This is a genomic window from Pseudomonas sp., from assembly GCF_030147005.1.
Taxonomy (GTDB): Bacteria; Pseudomonadota; Gammaproteobacteria; order Pseudomonadales; family Pseudomonadaceae; genus Aquipseudomonas.
The window spans coordinates 1-18,266 of sequence record NZ_JASLAW010000049.1; the positions used below are offsets into that span (position 1 = coordinate 1).

The 18,266-nt window shown below is 58.7% G+C and carries 15 protein-coding genes and 1 rRNA gene; 7 read left to right on the top strand and 9 right to left on the bottom strand.

Going from position 1 to position 18,266, the window contains the following annotated elements:
* Positions 1 to 394 precede the first annotated feature (394 nt).
* Positions 395 to 736: a hypothetical protein gene (locus Q1V60_RS04405; RefSeq protein ID WP_300627745.1), complete on the bottom strand. Its 342-nt coding sequence runs from the start codon at positions 734 to 736 to the stop codon at positions 395 to 397.
* 45 nt (positions 737 to 781) lie between these two features.
* Positions 782 to 1,426, bottom strand: a complete 645-nt coding sequence (locus tag Q1V60_RS04410) for an ATPase (protein WP_300627747.1) — start codon at positions 1,424 to 1,426, stop codon at positions 782 to 784.
* Between the two features lie 144 nt (positions 1,427 to 1,570).
* Between Q1V60_RS04410 and Q1V60_RS04415 the strand changes: the two genes are divergently transcribed.
* Entirely contained in the window at positions 1,571 to 1,843 is a 273-nt protein-coding gene (locus Q1V60_RS04415; protein WP_300627750.1) for a hypothetical protein, read from the top strand.
* On the opposite strand, the gene yfcF is transcribed toward Q1V60_RS04415, so the two are convergent.
* On the bottom strand, positions 1,818 to 2,450 hold the full coding sequence (gene yfcF, locus Q1V60_RS04420; protein WP_300627752.1) for a glutathione transferase: 633 nt from the start codon (positions 2,448 to 2,450) through the stop codon (positions 1,818 to 1,820). The genes Q1V60_RS04415 and yfcF overlap by 26 nt on opposite strands.
* A gap of 115 nt (positions 2,451 to 2,565) precedes the next feature.
* Positions 2,566 to 3,117 carry a DUF924 family protein gene (locus Q1V60_RS04425; RefSeq protein WP_300627754.1) on the bottom strand — a complete coding sequence of 184 codons (552 nt, stop codon included), beginning with the start codon at positions 3,115 to 3,117 and terminating at the stop codon, positions 2,566 to 2,568.
* 97 nt (positions 3,118 to 3,214) lie between these two features.
* Here Q1V60_RS04425 and Q1V60_RS04430 point away from each other — a divergent pair, with 97 nt between their 5' ends.
* A complete protein-coding gene (locus tag Q1V60_RS04430; protein ID WP_300627756.1) occupies positions 3,215 to 4,369 on the top strand; it encodes a DUF1624 domain-containing protein in 1,155 nt (384 codons plus the stop codon).
* A gap of 39 nt (positions 4,370 to 4,408) precedes the next feature.
* Here the strand turns inward: Q1V60_RS04430 and Q1V60_RS04435 are convergent, their stop codons facing one another.
* Complete coding sequence (locus Q1V60_RS04435; RefSeq protein WP_300627758.1) at positions 4,409 to 5,038, bottom strand: DNA-3-methyladenine glycosylase I; 630 nt, start codon at positions 5,036 to 5,038, stop codon at positions 4,409 to 4,411.
* 231 nt (positions 5,039 to 5,269) lie between these two features.
* Between Q1V60_RS04435 and Q1V60_RS04440 the strand changes: the two genes are divergently transcribed.
* Positions 5,270 to 6,580, top strand: a complete 1,311-nt coding sequence (locus Q1V60_RS04440; RefSeq protein ID WP_300627761.1) for a C4-dicarboxylate transporter DctA — start codon at positions 5,270 to 5,272, stop codon at positions 6,578 to 6,580.
* Between the two features lie 252 nt (positions 6,581 to 6,832).
* Here Q1V60_RS04440 and lapD read toward each other — a convergent pair whose 3' ends face one another.
* Positions 6,833 to 8,779 carry a cyclic di-GMP receptor LapD gene (gene lapD / locus Q1V60_RS04445; protein WP_300627763.1) on the bottom strand — a complete coding sequence of 649 codons (1,947 nt, stop codon included), beginning with the start codon at positions 8,777 to 8,779 and terminating at the stop codon, positions 6,833 to 6,835.
* A 14-nt stretch (positions 8,780 to 8,793) separates the two neighbouring features.
* Positions 8,794 to 9,573 (bottom strand): cysteine protease LapG, encoded by a 780-nt coding sequence (lapG, locus tag Q1V60_RS04450; protein ID WP_363321053.1) that lies wholly within the window; start codon positions 9,571 to 9,573, stop codon positions 8,794 to 8,796.
* A 164-nt stretch (positions 9,574 to 9,737) separates the two neighbouring features.
* Between lapG and Q1V60_RS04455 the strand changes: the two genes are divergently transcribed.
* The 4 genes from Q1V60_RS04455 (at position 9,738) to Q1V60_RS04470 (ending at position 15,903) form a co-directional block, all read left to right on the top strand.
* Positions 9,738 to 10,448 carry a GntR family transcriptional regulator gene (locus tag Q1V60_RS04455; RefSeq protein ID WP_300627765.1) on the top strand — a complete coding sequence of 237 codons (711 nt, stop codon included), beginning with the start codon at positions 9,738 to 9,740 and terminating at the stop codon, positions 10,446 to 10,448.
* A 378-nt stretch (positions 10,449 to 10,826) separates the two neighbouring features.
* A complete protein-coding gene (locus tag Q1V60_RS04460) occupies positions 10,827 to 11,585 on the top strand; it encodes a DUF3050 domain-containing protein (protein ID WP_300627767.1) in 759 nt (252 codons plus the stop codon).
* Positions 11,582 to 12,529, top strand: coding sequence for a diiron oxygenase (locus Q1V60_RS04465; RefSeq protein ID WP_300627769.1), 948 nt, complete (start codon positions 11,582 to 11,584; stop codon positions 12,527 to 12,529). Before Q1V60_RS04460 ends, Q1V60_RS04465 begins: the two co-directional genes overlap by 4 nt.
* Positions 12,526 to 15,903, top strand: coding sequence for an amino acid adenylation domain-containing protein (locus tag Q1V60_RS04470; protein ID WP_300627771.1), 3,378 nt, complete (start codon positions 12,526 to 12,528; stop codon positions 15,901 to 15,903). Before Q1V60_RS04465 ends, Q1V60_RS04470 begins: the two co-directional genes overlap by 4 nt.
* 70 nt (positions 15,904 to 15,973) lie before the next feature.
* Here the strand turns inward: Q1V60_RS04470 and Q1V60_RS04475 are convergent, their stop codons facing one another.
* Complete coding sequence (locus tag Q1V60_RS04475) at positions 15,974 to 17,854, bottom strand: methyl-accepting chemotaxis protein (RefSeq protein ID WP_300627773.1); 1,881 nt, start codon at positions 17,852 to 17,854, stop codon at positions 15,974 to 15,976.
* Between the two features lie 273 nt (positions 17,855 to 18,127).
* Positions 18,128 to 18,243: ribosomal RNA gene (gene rrf, locus Q1V60_RS04480) — 5S ribosomal RNA — on the bottom strand.
* Between the last annotated feature and the right edge of the window lie 23 nt (positions 18,244 to 18,266).

Genomic DNA, 18,266 nt, shown 5'->3' on the forward strand with positions numbered 1-18,266 from the left:
GCCCTTTTGCACAGGTTCAGCACCGCCCTTGGCACAGGTCCAACACCGCCCTTAGCACAGGTTCAACGCCGCCCTTAGCACAGGTTCAACACCGCCCTTAGCACAGGTTCAGCACCCGCGCTTAGCACAGGTTCAACACCGCCCTTAGCGTTGTTCAGATACCTATGGTCTTCGGGGCAAGCCCTAATGCCAGTCAGTTAAGACAGAACCGGTCCCTGTGGCGAGGGAGCTTGCTCCCGCTGGACAGCGTAGCAGTCCCAATTTTGGGGCCGCTTCGCGCCCCAACGGGAGCAAGCTCCCTCGCCACAGGTCGCAGGTTTTTCTGCTTTAGCGCTTAACTGACCGGCATTAGGGCAAGCCCTCTTCCACTGTTGATCTTTATTCCGGCTCGAGGTTATTTGCAGTCCTGCGCGGCCTGCTCGAGCCGCGACGGCTTGAGCGCCGAAGCCAGCGGTTTGCGCTCGTACAAAAAGACCTTGGTGCCGTCCTGGGACTTGTAGGCTTCCAGCACGTCATCGGCCGCGATCTTGCTGGTCAACAGCACCTTGGCGTGGCGCGAGTTCTGCGTCACGGTCGCGGTAATGCCGTGCTTTTCAAGCTTGGGCAATACGCATTGCACATAGCCTTCGGGGGTCTTGGCGGTTTGCAGGGTCAGCGAGGGGGCATTCGGCGCAGTGATACAACCGGTCAGCAGCAGAGAAGCAACGGCCAGGGCCGGGGCGAAAAAAGAGCGCATAAACATTCCTGAAAATAACAAAATAGGTTCCCATCGATCCGCGTATCAACCGGCGCGGACCAGGGCTTTTAGGGAGGCGTCAAACCGCTTCAAGGCATCTTGTTGTACATCTCGCTGCTGTTCGATCTGCGCGGCAATCTCGAGTGCCGACTTGTCATGCACCCACACCGATGGCACCTGCTTATCCACCGAGCCTTCGGCCTTGGCGATGTATTGCAGGTCGGCATCGTAGAACCGCGCGGTAAAGCGCGCCTCGACCACGTCGTTACGCTGGGTGAGCAATTGGTTATGGGTATCGAGCACCACGACTACGTCCGGATGCGCCTGCACCAGAGCATCCAGGCTGCCATAGACCGTCACCGAGACAAACGTGCCTTGCAACGAGTTCATCAGCCAATCGATGGCCAGTTCCGGATCGGAGCTGTTGACGAACGCCTCGCGAATGCGCCCGTCCAGGGCATCCTTCGCGCCGTTCAACGCCATGGCGTGGTAGCGCTCGAGGTAGCTGAGGTTGTCGCGGGTGTTTTCGCTGTACAACACCCCCACCGACTGCGCGCGCTGCAGGGAGTTTACGCTACCCACGAGTGGCAGCAAATGGCCTGTACGCAGCTCATCGGCAATGGCGGGGTTGGCCAGCACCGCAGTGCCGAGCATCAGGGTCATCAAAGCCAGCTGGATTATGGTTCTCATCGCGCAGTTCCTTGGGCAGCGTTTCGATGAGCAGATTTTGCGCTTTTGCCATAAAAACAGAACTCGTGATGCTTGATGGTGACTATCATTTGAACCGATAGTGTCAGGTAGCCGAGCCCCATAAAATCTAATAAGGACCATGCCATGAAGCGTCACCAGAAAACCTTCGACCGCATCCGCGAAGCCGTACTGCCGGAGTACCGCGAGCGCGTCGCCGAGTACCTGGTCGATTATGAACGCGTGCTGCAGGACGTTGCAGTCGATGCCCGTGAGCACGCCGCCAGCGCCCAGCAATTGCGCGGGTACCTGCGCGGCCTGAACACCACGCGCGTGCTGGGCATGGCGGATTGGGAAGACCTGGACCGACGCGTCGCGCAAATGGACGAAAGCGTTACACCCCAGGGCGTGGCTGGTTGACCCACGCCTGCACTGACGGCCTTTGCCACTGACGCCCGGCGTACGCCGCCAGCACGGCAGGCACGGCGTCGCCGTTAAGGATCAGACGATTGAGCATCACGGCCAGGTCGACGTCGGCGATCGACCAGCTGCCGAACAGGTATTCACGGCCGTCCCCCAGCAAAGCATGCGCCACACTGATCAACCTGCCCGCTGCCGCATCGGCTACCGCCGACAGTGGCGGCATCTTCTTCCCGCAGAACACCACAAGGGTTGACCGCTCCTGGCGAATCGGCAGCAAATCGCTGCGCAACCACGCCTGCACCTGCCGCGCCCGCGCCCGCTGCTGCAAGTCGACTGGGTAAACGCTGGTGGCGGGATAGGCCTCGTCCAGGTATTCAGTAATCGCCGAAGACTCCGACAGGGAAAACTCGCCTTCCTCCAGCGCAGGCACCCGCCGGGTCAGCGACAGTCGCGCGTAATCCGCAGCCTGATGCCGACCGGCGTCCAGGTCCAACGGCACGGTCTCGAACGCCAGGCCCTTCTCTCGCAAGGCGACGAACACCGACATGGCATAGGGGCTGGTGAACAGCGAATCAACGTAGAGGCGCAGCGGGCGGTGGCTCATGGGCGATCTCCTTGAAATGAGGCTTAACGCTACGAGATCCCGGGCGATAAAGACAATGCGCCGTTTTTATGGGGGCATTCCTGGTGGGAATAGCGCCAGTGGCGGCTCGGCAAGGCTAACCCGCGAAGCCTCCGGCATTGAGGAAGTCCTGCTCTTCATCGGTGGTCTCACGCCCCAACACCGCGTTGCGATGGGGAAAGCGCCCAAACCGCTCAATAATCCGCGCATGTTCCTTGGCCCAGTGGTAGGTGCTGGCGTCCAGATGCTGATTAAGCGTGATGGAGCGTTGCTGGTCGCGGGGGTCTTCGGAGTGTTCAAACGGCAAATAACAAAACGCCCGCAGGTCGGGTTCGATCAATGCGTCCAGGCCTGCATCGACCATCCGCCGCGCATACAGGCGTGCCAGTGGGTCGGTGGCGAACATATGCGCGGTGCCGCGAAAGGCGTTGCGCGGGTACTGGTCCAGCAGGATCAGCAAGGCCAGCGCGCCGTGGGCCGAGGCCAGCCAATCGTCCAGCTCACGCCGCGCCGCTTGCAGATGGGTGGCGTAGAAGGTCTCGCGGAAGGTCGCGTCGAACTTATCGTTCTTGGCAAACCAGCGCTTTGGGCCCGCCTGTTTCCAGAATTCGATCACGGCCTCGGCCGAGGGTGGGTTCACGCGTGTCATCCGTACCTCCGATAAGCTCGCCTGTGCGACGCGGCAATGTGTTGATTAATGTTATAGGATAACGCCTCTTTTTCGCCCAGCCTTGTGAACCGCCCTCATGACTGACGCTGTTGCGCTACGCCCACGCCTGCTTTCCATCGACGCCCTGCGCGGCCTGGTGATCCTGTTCATGTTGCTCGACCACGTACGCGAAACGTTTCTGCTGCACCGCCAGGTTGGCGACCCAATGAGCATCGACACGACCGAGCCGGCGCTGTTTTTCAGCCGCACCCTCGCCCACCTTTGCGCGCCGGTGTTTGTGTTGCTCACCGGTTTGTCGGCCTGGCTGTATGGTCAGAAATACCAGGGACGGCCCGCGGTGTCGGCATTTTTATTTAAACGCGGGCTGTTTCTGGTGGTATTGGAATTCACGCTGGTCAACTTCGCCTGGACCTTCCAGTTGCCGCCCAGCGTGATTTACCTGCAGGTCATCTGGGCGATCGGGGTGAGCATGATCGCCCTCGCGGCGCTGGTGTGGCTGCCCCGCCCGCTGCTGATCAGCTTGGCGGTGGCGATCATTGCCGGGCATAACCTGCTTGACGGTGTGCATTTCACAGCGGGTTCGGCATCGCAGGTTGCATGGTCGATCCTGCATGAACGCAGTTGGATCGAGGTGTCGGACACCCTGCGCCTGCGCGTGACGTACCCGGTACTGCCGTGGATCGGCGTGATTGCCCTGGGCTACGGCCTCGGGCCGTGGTTTGCGAATGCCGCGCTGCCGGCCGTGCGCCAGCGTTATCTGCTGCTGGCGAGCGTCGTCGCGTTGCTGGGGTTTGTGCTGTTGCGGGCGGCCAACGGGTATGGCGAAAAGCCCTGGCTGGCCTATGACAGCAGCGTGCAGACGATGATGAGCTTCTTCAACGTCACCAAATACCCACCTTCGCTGTTGTTCCTGACGCTCACGCTGGGTATCGGCCTGTTGCTGCTGCTGACATTCGAACGCGCCGGGCACAAGCGCTGGATCAGCACGCTGGCCGTGTTTGGCGCGGCGCCGATGTTCTTTTATCTGTTACACCTGTATGTGCTCAAAATACTGTATGTCGCCTGTGCCGCCTTGTTTGGGCTCAATCACGGCAATTACTTCGGCTTCGACAGCATCGGCGCAGTGTGGCTGGCCGCTTTGTCGCTGCCACTGGCGCTATACGTGCCGGTGCGATGGTTTGCCGGGCTGAAGGCGCGGCGCAGGGACATCACTTGGCTCAAATACTTCTGAGCGCGTGGCGGCCTGACCGGCAAGTGTCCGCTCAGTGGCTCAGGGGCGTTCGAATTGACGGCGCAACGCTTCGATGCGCCCACGGCAGACGCAACCCTGCAGATGATCATTGACCATGCCCATCGCCTGCATCAGCGCATACATCGTGGTCGGGCCGACGAAGGTCCAGCCACGTTTCTTCAGCGCCTTGGATAATCGCACCGACGCCGCTGACGTCGGGTTGGCCTTCCAATAGGCCATGTCCACCACAGCCGGGCGCTCCTGCGGGCCAGGCTCGAACGACCACACCCAGCGCGCCAGCGAGCCGGTTTCACTCACCAGCTCACAGGCCCGGCGGGCATTGTTTACCGTGGAAACGATCTTCGCCCGGTTACGAACGATGCCGGGGTTGCTCATCAAGCGTTCGATATCCGCCTCGCCATACTGCGCCACCTTGCGAAAATCAAAGCCGTCGAACGCCAGCCGAAACTGCTCACGCTTGCGCAAAATGGTGATCCACGCCATCCCCGCCTGAAAACCTTCCAGGCAGATCTTCTCGTACAACAGGATGTCGTCCGCCACGGGCACGCCCCACTCATGGTCGTGGTAATGCGGGTATTGCGGCGCGGCGTTGCGCCACTCGCAGTAAGTGACCCCGGTTGCGTCCGTGATGAGCCCTGATTGATCCATCCTTCACCTCGCTTATCGAGCGCGGATGATACGCAAAAAAATTTACGCGCCGTCAACCGCTCAAGCACCGCACTTGCCGCCCCACTGGTCAGACCGGGGCTCGTCAGCCATGAAACATTTGCTTGTAGTTTGAAAAAAACCGAGCGTAGACTGGCCCCGCACTGGACTTACCGGTAAGACCACAACAATTAAGCCCTGGACCCACCAGGGCACCGAATAGAGATCCTTCCCATGCTCAGATGGTGCTCGCGTTCGATTTTCCTGCAAGTCGTGATTGGCCTGATGCTAGGCGTCATTTGCGGCCTGGCCCTTCCCGAATTCTCCTCGCAACTCAAACCCCTGGGTGATGGCTTTATCAAGCTGATCAAAATGCTGATCGGCCTGATTGTGTTCTGCGTAGTGGTCAGCGGCATTTCCGGCGCCGGCGACTTGAAGAAAGTCGGGCGTATTGGCCTGAAGTCAGTGATCTACTTTGAAGTGCTGACCACCGTCGCCCTGGTGCTCGGCCTGATCATGGCCTTCAGCACCGGTATCGGCAGCGGCGCCAACATCCACCTGGAGCAACTGTCCTCCGCCGGTCTGAATGAACTCGCCGACAAGGGCCAGCACATCAAGGGCACCAGCCAGTTCCTGATGGAGCTGATCCCCAACTCGGTGATCGGCGCCTTTGCCGACAACAACGTGCTGCAGGTGCTGTTGTTCTCCGTACTGTTCGGCAGCGCGCTGAACCTGGTGGGTGAAGCGGCTTCGGGCATCTCGCGGCTGATCAACGAACTGAGCCATGTGATCTTTCGCATCATGGGCATGATCGTGCGCCTGGCGCCGATTGGCGTGTTCGGCGCGATCGCGTTCACCACCAGCACCTACGGCCTGGACTCCCTGCAACACCTGGGCAGCCTGGTGGGCCTGTTCTACCTGACCTGCTTTGCCTTCGTCGGCCTGATTCTGGGGCTGGTGATGCGCCTTTCCGGCCTGCGCATGCTGCCGCTGCTCAAGTACCTGCGTGAAGAACTGCTGATCGTGATGGGCACGGCGTCCTCCGACGCGGTGCTGCCGCAGATCATGCGCAAGCTGGAACATTTGGGCATCGGCAGCTCCACCGTCGGCCTGGTGATTCCGACCGGATACTCGTTCAACCTCGATGGTTTCTCGATCTACCTGACCCTGGCCATCGTATTTATCGCCAATGCGACCGGCACGCCACTGTCGATGACTGACCTGTTGACCATCCTGCTGGTATCGTTGATCACGTCCAAGGGTGCCCACGGCATTCCGGGTTCGGCGCTGGTGATTCTGGCGGCAACGCTCACGGCCATCCCGGCAATTCCGGTGGTCGGCCTGGTGCTGGTACTGGCGGTGGATTGGTTCATGGGAATCGGCCGTGCCTTGACTAACCTGATCGGCAACTGCGTCGCCACCGTGGCCATTGCCCGCTGGGAAAAAGACATCGATATCCAGCGCGCCAACAAGGTGCTCGACGGCCAGCAAGGCTATGCCTTCCAGGCCAAGAAACCGGTATTGCCCGCGCACCAGGAATTCTGACTAATCGCATGTACCCCACCCATCAACTGTGGGAGCGGGCTTGCCCTAATGCCAGTCAGTTAAGCGCTAGAGCAGGCAACCGTCGGCCTGTGGCGAGGGAGCTTGCTCCCGCTGGACTGCGCAGCAGTCCCATTTTCTGGGGTCGCTTCGCGGCCCAGCGGGAGCAAGCTCCCTCGCCACAGGCCGACGGTTGCCTGCTCTAGCGCTTAACTGACTGGCATTAGGACAAGCCCCCTCCCACATCGGTCCTTGTTATTTCCAGGGCGCCGGCTCGCCGAATAACTGCCCCTGCACCCCAAAAATCCCCATCTCGCGAATCACTTTCAGCTCACCCTCGGTCTCCACGCGCTCGGCAATCAACGGCAGGTCGATGCTGTGGGCCGCGCGCTGGATGGCTTCGATAAACAGGCGCTTGTCGCTTTCCTGATCGATAGCGCGGATGTAGCTGCCGTCGATTTTCAAGTACGCAAGCCCCAGGCGTGCCAGGTTGCCGATCATGCTGAATCGCCCACCGAAACGCTGAAGGCTCAGAGAGAAACCCAGCTCGCGCAGGCGCTGGGTCATCTGTTCCAGCACGTGCTGCTCCGGCAGTTGCTCCTCACCAATCTCCAGGGTGAGGCGAGAGCCCAGGTTGCTGTGCTGGCGCAGCAGGTCATAAATACGCTGCAGTGCCTGAGCATCCTGCAAGGTCGCGGCGGAGAGGTTCAGCGCCAGGTTATGGCTGTGGCCGGTCATCTGTTTGAGCACCTGCTCCAGCATCAAGCGGTCCAGGCGGGCCGACCAGCCGAAACGCTCGAGCCACGGCAGAAAACGCCCGGCGGGTATGGTATGGCCATCAAAATCCTGCAAGCGCGACAGCACTTTGTAGTGCAAGACCAACTGCGGGTCCTGGCTGGCGACCACCGGCTGGAAGTACAACTCGAAACGCTGTTGGGTCAGCGCCTGATCCAACAGCGTGTGCCAGGCATGGTGATCGTCACCGATGCTGGCGGCGGCACTGTGGTCGAGGCACGCCCAAGTGCTGTCACCCTGCCCTTCGGCTTGCGCTAGGGCTTGGTCGGCTAGGGTCAGCAGCGCCTGCGGCGCATCGCCATGGTTGAACGATGCCAGGCCGATATAGGCCACGGGTGAGACATCGCTGGCGCCGGTGGCTTGTAGGCTGAGCAACGTGCTTTCAAGGTTCTGCGCCAATTGCAGCGCTTCTTCACGCGTCAGCCCAGGCGCCAGCACGGCGAATTCGCCGCCACGAATACGGGTCACCAGATTATGGGTTTCCGGGTACGGCTCGCACTGGCGCAGCAGTTGCTCGCCGACCGCTTGCAGCAACTGGTCGGTACGCTGGCCCCCCAGGCGCTGGTTCAGGCCGGCCAGGTCATTGACGCGCAACACCAGCAGGTAGCCGGAGTTGGTTTCCTCGGGATTGCTGACGCGGGCGTTGAGCTGCATCTCGAAATAACGGCGGTTGGCAAGACCGGTAAGGTTGTCCTGATAGGATTCGGTGCGCAGCTTTTCGCTGCGCTCGGCCTGCTCCTGAAACAGCGCCTTGAGCTTTTCGACCATTTGGTTCATCGCCTGCACCACTCGGCGCAACTCCGGCGTGCGTGGCAGGTCTGGCAGGCTGAGGAATTCTCGACGGGCGATCGCGTGGGACTGTTTGACCATATAGTCCAACGGCTTCAATTGCCGGCGCAGCAACAACCCGCCAAGCACCACGCTGACCGCACCGCACAGCAGCAACCAGCCCAGGCTGCCCAGGGCGCTCTGCCAGAGTTTGGCCAGGGCGAACATCGGATGGCTGACCACCTCGACACGCGCGGCCTGCTCCCAACCGCGGCTCACCAGCGCATCACCACCGGCCGGCTCCAGGCCGATCAATTTTACAAACCAGTTGGGCACGCCGTTGTTGTCGGGTATACCGCTGCGCTCAACAATGGTTTTGTCCGTGGCCAGGTCCACCACACGAATGCTCGCGTAGTAACCGCTGTCAAAGATCGAGCTGACCAGCAACTCCACCATGGCCGGGTCATCGATATTGGGGGTGAGCGACAGCGCCAGCGCCGTCGCGGCATCCTGCGCGTGAGAGCGCAACTGGTTGACGTATTGCGTGCGCGAACTTTCCAGGCTGACCATGAAGCTGCCGCTGAAGGCGACCACCAGGAACAGACAGATTGCGATCAATAGCTGTTTGAACAGAGACATCCGATCAGTTACTCCTAGTTGGCAGGCTCGGCTGGAAAGCCTTCCGCACGCATTTTTCTCAACACATCCTGCCAGCGCGACAAGCGTTTGGTATCGCCGACCTTCTTGTTGCCCTTGGCGCCGGGCAGGTACAGCCCCTCGGCGTTGAATGAATACACCGGGATCAAATCGGTACGGCGGGTAGCCGGCAGGATTTCGTCCATCAGGCTGTCGAGCACCAGCGGGATCGCGTCGGGGGTCGAATAGTAGGTCAGCACCATGTGGGCGCGATTCTGACGCAAGGCCTTGACGTAGGTAATGCGCAATTTGTCGCTGGACACGCCCAGGTGACGCAAACTGAAATACTTGGCGATGGCGTAGTCTTCGCAGTCACCGGCGCCCTTCCAGAGGGCTTCGATGGGTGTCTCCCAATAATCGACCGCTTGCCAGAGATCGATGTCTTCCACGTAGGTCATTTGTTTGTTGAAAAACAAGTTAACGACCTTGAGCTGTTCTTGCTCGCTGACCTGCTTTTCGGTGGCCAACAGCCGCTGCCAGGCGTCAATACGCTGCTGGCCTTCGCCCAGCGGCCCGTATAAGGCGGTGGCCTTGCGGCTGATCTGCGAGAAATCCCAATCGGCATGCAGCCCGCCAAGCATCAGGCCGGCCAATAAAATCGCCGATAACAGCCAGCGAAAAACGCGAGAGGGAATAAAACTTACCGCCAAGGCGTTCAGTCCATGAAGAGAGACGGAATTTGCAGGGATGGTGAAGCTTCGTCTCACAAAAAACAATGGCACAGTGAGATCATTCATCGGTAGAGCGAGTTTATAACCGCCTTCTGTGAGACCCATAAAATACCGCTGTAGGCCCTTACAAACGGAAACTTTGGTTGTTTGACAAGTGCTTGGGTCATCTCTAGTGTGCATTGGATCCAATAAACACACCTTATTATTCGAGAAAGGAGGGTAGCGTAACCGTGACGCCGAAGCCGAACCCTTTAAGCAGTATCAAGGTCAGCGGGCCTATACCCGCCCATCTTGCCCGTGCCGTTATTGAAGAAACACTGCGCAACGCCATCCTTGATGGGCGATTACCCTGTGGCACCGCAATGCGCCAGCAAGAGCTCGCCAGCCTGTTCGGCGTCAGCCGCATGCCCGTGCGCGAAGCTTTGCGTCAATTGGAAGCACAATCCCTGCTGCATGTGGTGACCCACAAGGGCGCTGTGGTTGCACCCTTGATCGAGGACAATTCGGCTGAGACCTATGCCCTGCGCATGTTGCTGGAGTCCGAGGCCTTGCGCTTGTCGATCCCATTGCTCACTGAGTCGGACATCGCCGAGGCAGAGGCCTGTATCAATGCGCTGGAGTGCGAGAAAGACTACAGCGAGATCGGCCGCCTCAACCGGCTGTTTCACATGGTCTTATATGGGAAGGCGCCTAACCATCGCCTGCTCAAACTGGTGGAGCATGGGCTGAATGAAGAGGAGCGGTTTCTGCGCTTCAACCTTGAGGCAATGGGGCTGGGCGAGACGTCACAAGAAGACCACCGCGAACTGCTCAACCTGGTGGTGCAGAAGAAAATCGACGAAAGCATCCTGACACTGCGTAATCACTTGATGCGAGGCATGGAGGTAATCAATACATACCTCAACAGCCTCGAAACGGAAGACAAAGAAGGCACGACGTAAGGCGTTCGTCCCTCTCTTTGAGCCGTTGCACCGCGGGGTACCTTTTCCTTTATCTGGAAGAGTCCCGCGCTGATAACGCTATAAACAAACTGGTAAATCTTAATTACGTCGACGGCATATAAAGAAATCTCTCACATTTAAAATAACTATTTCTCCAGGAAGCTTTATTCCGAAAAAACATCTCATACATTTACAAGTCTATCCAAACGTTTAAACAGTTTATTATCACCCGCCAATCAGATAAACCTCTCAATCAGTGCCCGCCTATTGAGCCAGTGCTCCTTGCGTGGGCGCACCTAAACGTCAACTTCCATCTAACAACTACAAAATCCCATCACTGCAACTAGAGCAGTCGCAACATTTTTATAGGCGTCAACCATGCACCATCATTTTCTTGAACAAAAAAAACTGCAACTGTGCAGCCACCCGTTATTTGTCGAAATAACTTCACTTAGCAAACTACAGCACTTTATGGAAAGCCATGTATTTGCGGTTTGGGACTTCATGACCCTGACCAAGCGCCTTCAGCAGGATCTTACTTGCACCCAAATACCCTGGCTTCCTCCCACCAATCCGCAGGCCGCACGCCTGATCAATGGAATCGTGCTGGGTGAAGAGTCGGACGTACACCCGACGCGGGGCCATTGCAGCCACTTTGAGCTGTATATGGACGCCATGACGGAGGTGGGTGCCGACACTCGTGTCATTGCACGTTTCGTAGACCTGCAACATCAGGGCGTGGAGGTAAGCGCAGCGCTGCAAATGATCGGTGCGCCTCTCGGTGTGCCGCGCTTTGTCGACAGTACATGGCAGATCGCACTCAGCGCTGACACCCACTGCGTAGCGGCGGCCTTTCTGCATGGTCGCGAGGGCGTCATTGCATCAATGTTCGAGCGCCTTCTGTGCAGCAGTCCCGTCATTGCTCGCCAGGCACCCACCTTGTGTCACTACCTCAACCGTCATATCGAGTTGGATAGCCAGGAGCATGGGCCGGCGGCAGAACAGGTGCTCCAGCGTTTGATCGGCGCAGACTCGACGCGCCGGCAACAAGCCGATAGCGCTGCCCTCAGCGCCCTGGAAAGCCGCATTACCTTCTGGAATGACGTACAGACCTCGATGCAAGAGGTACATCCATGAGCACCACCGACTACCGCTCCTTCGCCGAAGACTGGGAGCGTCGCGCAACCATCCGCACACGCCCGCGCCGTGTGTTGGAAAACGACGGCAAACTGATCTATCCCGTCTGCCGCCAACCGCTGGTACTGAGTGCAACCTTTCTCGAGTACTGCCCGCAATGGCGCGACTTTGTGCTGGCGCAAAGTTTTTATCGATTCATCCATGACATCGTGGTTTTCGAAACCGAGATCGTCGATAAGACTGCCCGCAGCATTGCCAAGAATCGCTTCTCGCTGCCCCTCCCCCCCGCCTGCCGCTACGACGCGATGACCGTCGTGGTGGATGAGGATTACCACGCCCTGGTGGCAATGGACTTCCTGCAGCAAGCCGTGGAGTTGACCGGTATCGAGCCGCTCGACCTACCCGGGCAGATCGAACTGAGCCGCGCCTTGCCGGCAGCGCAGGCGCAGGCACCGGAACACCTGAGCGACGCCGTTGAGTTGATCGTCGTGGCCATCGCCGAAAACACTGTCACCCATGACGTGGCAGCGTTTTCCAAGGACGACAGTGTCAAGCCGTCCGTGCGCGGCTTGATGGCCGACCACCTGTTTGATGAAGGGCGCCACGCACAGTTCTGGACACAACTGGTGCGCATCTATTGGCAGTCGGCAAGCGCCCAAGACCGCGACAGCATTGCAGGTGTGCTACCGACTTTCCTGGCCCGTTATCTGACCAACGACATACAGAAAGCTTTCGACCTGCAACTGATCGAACATCTGGATATCAGTGCCGATATTCGTTTGGCGCTGCATGATGAAATCGTCGCGTTGGACTTCCCCATCACCCGCCAGCACCCGTTGGTGGGCAACATCATGAGCTTCCTGCACCACAGCGGCGTGTTGCACACCCCTAGCGTGGCGCGAGCCCTGGACAGCTGCCTGCCCGAGCTGGGGAGGTCGGCATGAGGCGCCTGACGATTGAATGGGGTGTTGCCGGTCAAGCGCTGGAGGCGCTCAAGCACGTGCTGGAACAATACGGGCATGTCGCGGGGGCGGGGGCGGTCGACCTGGTGATTGAGGACGGTAGCGTGCCGGCGTCAGCATTATCCACCGACGCTCCCTGGATGAGCCTGCGTCTGGGCATCGGCCCAGTCTCCGAAAATGGGCTACCCACACTTCAGTTTCGTTGCTACGACCGTGAGCGGCGCCTGTTGGCCGTGCACGACCTCGCTGAGGAGCCCAGCGGCAACGGCCAGCGACTGCGTCGTCGTGCCGTGCACGCCTTGGTGGAGTGGGCAGCCTCATTGGTCAGCGGGTTCTCAAGAGACCCAGGCTATTTCTGTACAACAGCCTGCCCAGACACCTCGCCCGAACAGGGCTTGCGGGGGCTGGAGGCACTGGCGTTCATGCATCGATTCAATCGTACGGCAGACCCGGCGCTGCTGAGAGCGGCACAGGTGCCCATGATCGAACGATTGCAGGCCAGCCTTAACGCCTTCGCCAATCGTACAGCGCTGAAGTTCGCGGATCGCATGGTGAGCTATCGCCAACTTCAGGAAAAAGCCGCGACCATTCAGCAACACCTGCTGCCGCTGTTGGAAGGCATTGAAACACCACCGGTGGTGGGTGTATGCCTTGAGAAATCCACCGAGCTCTACGCAAGCATTTTGGCCGTGCTGGGCTGCGGCGCGGTGTATGTGCCGCTATCTCCGGATCATCCGGTAAAACGTCAGCACAGCATGCTGATAAGCGCAGGTGCCCATGTATTACTGGAGGATGGCCTGCATCCGCTGCGGGATCATTTCGTTTCACTTGATGTGAGTACGCTCACCTCACACCTCATCGCCCCCACTCAACCGCTGATGCGCCATCGTCCCCACACCGACGCGCCGTGCATGGCACTTTTCACCTCTGGCACCACGGGGCAACCCAAGGGTGTGCTGCTCAGCCAGCATAATCTGGCGCATTTTACGGCCTGGCTCAGCACCTGTGTGGCGCTGGACCATAAGAGTCGCGTCCTGCAATTTTCACCACTGAGCTTTGACTCGTCGTTGATCGATATCTTCCCCGCCTTGATGGCGGGCGCAGAATTGATTGTGCCCAGCAGAGACCAACGTCACGATCCTCAGCAGTTGGTCGAGTTGATTCGCCTGGAACGTATCACCCATGCTTTTTTGCCACCGGCGCTGCTCAGCATTTTGCCGCTGGATCAGCCACTGGGCCTCTCCCACCTGCTCACTGGCGGCGATTTCTGCGAGCCCTACGTGATCGAGCGACTGGCAAGCCAGTGCAAGCTGCACAACCTCTATGGCCCCACCGAAACCACGGTACTGGCAACCCATCGAACGTTTCGGCCCGGTGACAGCAATTGCAACATCGGTTTGCCCATTGCCAACAGTCAGGTGTTGATCCTCGACGACCGCCTGCAACCGGTCGACGAGCATGTGATGGGCGATCTGTACATCGCAGGCCCGGGAATAAGCCAGGGATACATGAACGGCACACCGCAGGCCGACTCACCGTTCGTCAAGCTGAAGTTGCCCAATGGCCAATGGCTGCACGCTTACCGCAGCGGCGACCTGGCGAAATGGACGCCGGACGGTATTGAGCTGGGCGGTCGAAGAGATGATCAGGTCAAGATCCGCGGCTTTCGAGTTGAGCCTCAGGAAATTGAGCAGTGCCTGCGCAGCAGTCGGTTATTTCGCCAAGTGGCAGTGGTGATTGATCAGGCGTACAGAATCACTGGCTTTGCTGCCCAGCCCGAACCCGGCGCCACGCTGGCCAGCCTGAAGGAGCATGCCCGGCAGTGGCTGCCTGAGCATATGCAACCCGTTGCCTGGAGCGAGCTGCCAAGCCTGCCCTCTTCATGCAACGGCAAGATCGATCGCAAGGCGTTGCGGGTGCCGCCGAGTGCCTGCGCCCAAGGGATGACTCATTGCAGCGCGCACACGCCAGTCCAGGCACAGTTGGTGGACCTGTGGGGAGAGTTGTTAGGGTTGCCTGCCGGCGAAGTGTCGATCGACGATAGTTTTTTCAACCTGGGTGGTCACTCGATTCTGCTGTCCACCTTGTTACTGCGCCTGCGCGAGCAGTTTGGCCGCAGCGTTTCCTTGAGCCAGTTTTTTGAAGCGCCGACGATTCGTACTTTGGCCTTACACATGGTGGGCGCAGCGCCGCCGGACACATCCTTCAGCCAGATGGAAAAAGATGCGTCCCGAGCCTTGGAGCTTGAGGTGCTACCCGAGGCCCGCGCTGGCGATCCACGAAAGGTGATTGTCACGGGGGCCAACAGCTTCGTCGGCGTGCATATCGTCCAGGCATTGCTGGCGGGTGGAGCACAAGAAGTCGCGTGCCTGGTCCGGGCGCTCCCCGGCCAGTCGGCGGCGGATCGATTCACTCAGGCATTGCGCGAATACCGCCTGGAACAGCTGGACTGCAGCCGGGTGCGGGTGTACGCCGCCGACCTGCGCCAACCACGCCTTGGACTGGCCGATGAGGTGTACGACCGCCTTGCTCGCCATCATGGTGTACTTGTGCACAATGCGGCACAGGTCAACCATGTGATGGACTACACAGCACTCGCCGAGGACAACGTCGAACCGGTGTTTGAATGCCTGCGCCTTTGCGAGACCCACTGTAAGAAAGTTTTCAATTTCATTTCAACGCTGTCGGCCTGCAGCAGCATTGATGCCGACCGGTATGTTCTCGAAGCACCCGCAAGCCGCGCGTTGCCGCTCTTTGTAAAAAATGGCTACAACCTCTCCAAGTGGGTGGCCGAGCGATTGTTGGGGCGTGCCGTCGAGCAAGGCGCCTGGGTGAATATTCATCGGCCGGGGAATATCAGCTTCAACAGTCAGAGCGGTGTCTGCCAACCCCATAAAAACCGATTGATGTTGATGCTCAAGGGGTCGCTGCAGTTGGGCATGGTCCCTCGAATGGAAGGGAATTTCGACTTGATGCCGGTCGACTTCCTGGCGCGCCTCATAGCGTTTCTCAGCCCGCGCTTTGTCCCTGGGCGAAACGTTTTTAACCTGCACAATCCACAACCCTTGAGCTGGGACCAGTACCTTGATGCGTTCAGCCAGGCCGGACACACCTTCGAACGGACGAGCCTCCAACACTGGCAACGGGCATTGCGAACAGTACGCCATGACAATGCGTTGTTCGGCGTATTGGGCTTCTACCTTGATGGGCTGGGTGAAGACATCGGGGACACTTCGAGGATCCATTACAGCAATGCCCAGTGGGGGCTGGAGCAAATGGGCACACAGTATCCGCCAAAGAGCCCCGCGCTGTTACGCAAGGGCTGTGACCACCTAAGGGCCATCGGCTTTCTTTAAGATGCTCTGGGGCCTTTATGACAGCCGGCTGGGCAGTCGGAGCGGGGGCCCCGCTCCGATGCAGCCAGGATCAGATTTTGAAGCTATCGACCAATTGCTTCAATCGACTGGCCTGCTGGGACAGCGCGTCGCAGTCCTTGAGCGTCTCGTTGAGATTGGCCACGCCTTGCTGGTTCAGCAGGTTGATCTGGTTGATGTCGACATTGAGGGTTTCAACCACCGCCGTTTGCTCTTCGGTAGCAGCAGCGACCGATTGGTTCATGCCGTCGATCTCAACGATTCGCTGTGTCACGCTGACCAGACGCTCGCCGGCCTGGTTAGCCACTTCCACACTTTCTTCGCTGGAGACTTGGCTGGCGTTCATGGTGGTCACCGCTTCGCGCGAACCCACTTGCAGGGAAGTGATCATTTTATGGATCTCTTCTGCCGATTCCTGGGTACGGTGAGCCAGGTTCCGCACCTCGTCAGCTACCACGGCAAACCCACGCCCAGCTTCGCCGGCACGGGCAGCTTCAATTGCTGCGTTAAGCGCGAGCAAGTTGGTCTGCTGGGAAATGCCCTTGATCACATCGAGAATGTGGCCGATGTTGTCGGTACTGGCGTTAAGGGTCTCGATCTGGGTGCAGGACAGGCTGATTTTCTGCGACAGTTCCGACATCGCCTGGATGGTTTGCTCGACCACTTTGCGTCCATCGTCAGCTTGTTCACTGGCACCGCTGGCGTGCTGCGAGGCATCAGCGGCATTACGCGCGATTTCCTGAGTGGCGGCACCCAACTCATTGATCGCTGCAGCCACGCTGTTGGTACGTGCACTTTGTTCGTCGGAACCGATGATCGACGCGTTGGACGAGGCCATCACGCGCTGGGACAAGTCATGCACTTGGCGTGTTGCCGAGGACACTTCGGAAATCGAGGCGTGGATGCGCTCAACGAACTGATTGAATGCGCTACCGACTTCGCCGAACTCGTCTTTGCTCGTAACGTCGAGGCGTCGGGTCAAATCACCTTCGCCTTGAGCGATGTCCTGCATGGCGACGCCCATGGTGGTCAGCGGACGCAACAACACCTGAATCAACACACTCAACAGTACGGCAATCGCCACCACAGCAATGAGCATCGCTATCAATGCAGAAGTGCGAAATTTACCCAGTGCGGCATAGGCCTTGTCTTTATCGATAGACAGACCGATGTACCAGTCAGCACCCGGCAAACCGCTGATTGGCGTAAACGAGAGGATACGGTCTTGTCCATTGAGGACAACCTCCTGGTTAACCTTCTCGATGCGCACTTGGGTGCCGGGATAGATGTCTTTGAGGTTTTTCATCACCTGGTCTTCGTCAGGGCTAACGATGACTTGGCCGTCACCACTGACCAAGAATGCATGGCCAATACCGCCAAAATCTACCGAATTGATGATTTTAACCAAGGTTTGCAGGCTCAAGTCTCCCCCCACAACGCCCAACAACTCTCCGTTCTTCTTCACCGGCATGGCGATCGTCACGATCTGGCCGCCCACAGCCGCCATATAAGGCGGGGTAAGCATAGTTTTGTCAGCTGCTACGGCTTGCTTATACCAAGGGCGCTGCCGTGGGTCATAGCCTTCGGGCATCTTCGCATCGGGGCGCTGAGTGAACACACCGTTGATTTGGCCAACATAGGTGAACTGAAAGTTGGAAGTGAACGCCGGCTGATCGACCAAGCCGGGAAGGTCGGCGCCGCTCCCTTGATGGGCAACGTTTTGTGCCAGGTTTTCGAGAACCAAGATGCGGCCACTGAGCCAGTTCTGCACACTGCTGGCGGTAAGCTCGCCGGATTGCTGGATAGAGGACGCCAGGTTTTGTTTGATCGTGTTGCGCTGCAAGTAATCGTTATAGAACGTGAATAGCGCAAAGGCTAGAACCACGATGCCTGACGCCGCCAACAGAATTTTATGACTGAACTTGAGATTCATTTCATGGACTTCTTTTGCCAAAGGGGGTGAGCGTGCCGAGTGGAACATTCCATGTAACGTGATAGGCGGATTCTTCGACCGCTCTATTTCGGTGCACGCATGGCTCGTCAGGCTTTCGGCCAGAAATCGATAAATCTTAGAAATTTGCGTGAATCTTCCTCTTTTTGAGCAAGAGGCCGACAGGCGGTAGGCGTACAGCCGCTAATTAGCCATCTGCAGCCTTAAACGACAAAACCCCTGTCTGCGTTAGCAGACAGGGGTTTCGGAATTCAATCTTGACGATGACCTACTCTCACATGGGGAAACCCCACACTACCATCGGCGATGCATCGTTTCACTGCTGAGTTCGGGATGGGATCAGGTGGTTCCAATGCTCTATGGTCGTCAAGAAATTCGGGTACTGAGTCGTGGC

Bases quoted from the DNA above. Each gene is read 5' to 3' on its own strand.
- Q1V60_RS04405 (WP_300627745.1), bottom strand. From the start codon at position 736: ATGCGCTCTTTTTTCGCCCCGGCCCTGGCCGTTGCTTCTCTGCTGCTG.
- lapG (WP_363321053.1), bottom strand. From the start codon at position 9,573: ATGAATGATCTCACTGTGCCATTGTTTTTTGTGAGACGAAGCTTCACC.
- Q1V60_RS04415 (WP_300627750.1), top strand. From the start codon at position 1,571: ATGAAGCGTCACCAGAAAACCTTCGACCGCATCCGCGAAGCCGTACTG.
- Q1V60_RS04440 (WP_300627761.1), top strand. From the start codon at position 5,270: ATGCTCAGATGGTGCTCGCGTTCGATTTTCCTGCAAGTCGTGATTGGC.
- Q1V60_RS04435 (WP_300627758.1), bottom strand. From the start codon at position 5,038: ATGGATCAATCAGGGCTCATCACGGACGCAACCGGGGTCACTTACTGC.
- Q1V60_RS04425 (WP_300627754.1), bottom strand. From the start codon at position 3,117: ATGACACGCGTGAACCCACCCTCGGCCGAGGCCGTGATCGAATTCTGG.
- Q1V60_RS04465 (WP_300627769.1), top strand. From the start codon at position 11,582: ATGAGCACCACCGACTACCGCTCCTTCGCCGAAGACTGGGAGCGTCGC.
- Q1V60_RS04410 (WP_300627747.1), bottom strand. From the start codon at position 1,426: ATGAGAACCATAATCCAGCTGGCTTTGATGACCCTGATGCTCGGCACT.
- Q1V60_RS04470 (WP_300627771.1), top strand. From the start codon at position 12,526: ATGAGGCGCCTGACGATTGAATGGGGTGTTGCCGGTCAAGCGCTGGAG.
- Q1V60_RS04475 (WP_300627773.1), bottom strand. From the start codon at position 17,854: ATGAATCTCAAGTTCAGTCATAAAATTCTGTTGGCGGCGTCAGGCATC.
- Q1V60_RS04430 (WP_300627756.1), top strand. From the start codon at position 3,215: ATGACTGACGCTGTTGCGCTACGCCCACGCCTGCTTTCCATCGACGCC.
- lapD (WP_300627763.1), bottom strand. From the start codon at position 8,779: ATGTCTCTGTTCAAACAGCTATTGATCGCAATCTGTCTGTTCCTGGTG.
- Q1V60_RS04460 (WP_300627767.1), top strand. From the start codon at position 10,827: ATGCACCATCATTTTCTTGAACAAAAAAAACTGCAACTGTGCAGCCAC.
- yfcF (WP_300627752.1), bottom strand. From the start codon at position 2,450: ATGAGCCACCGCCCGCTGCGCCTCTACGTTGATTCGCTGTTCACCAGC.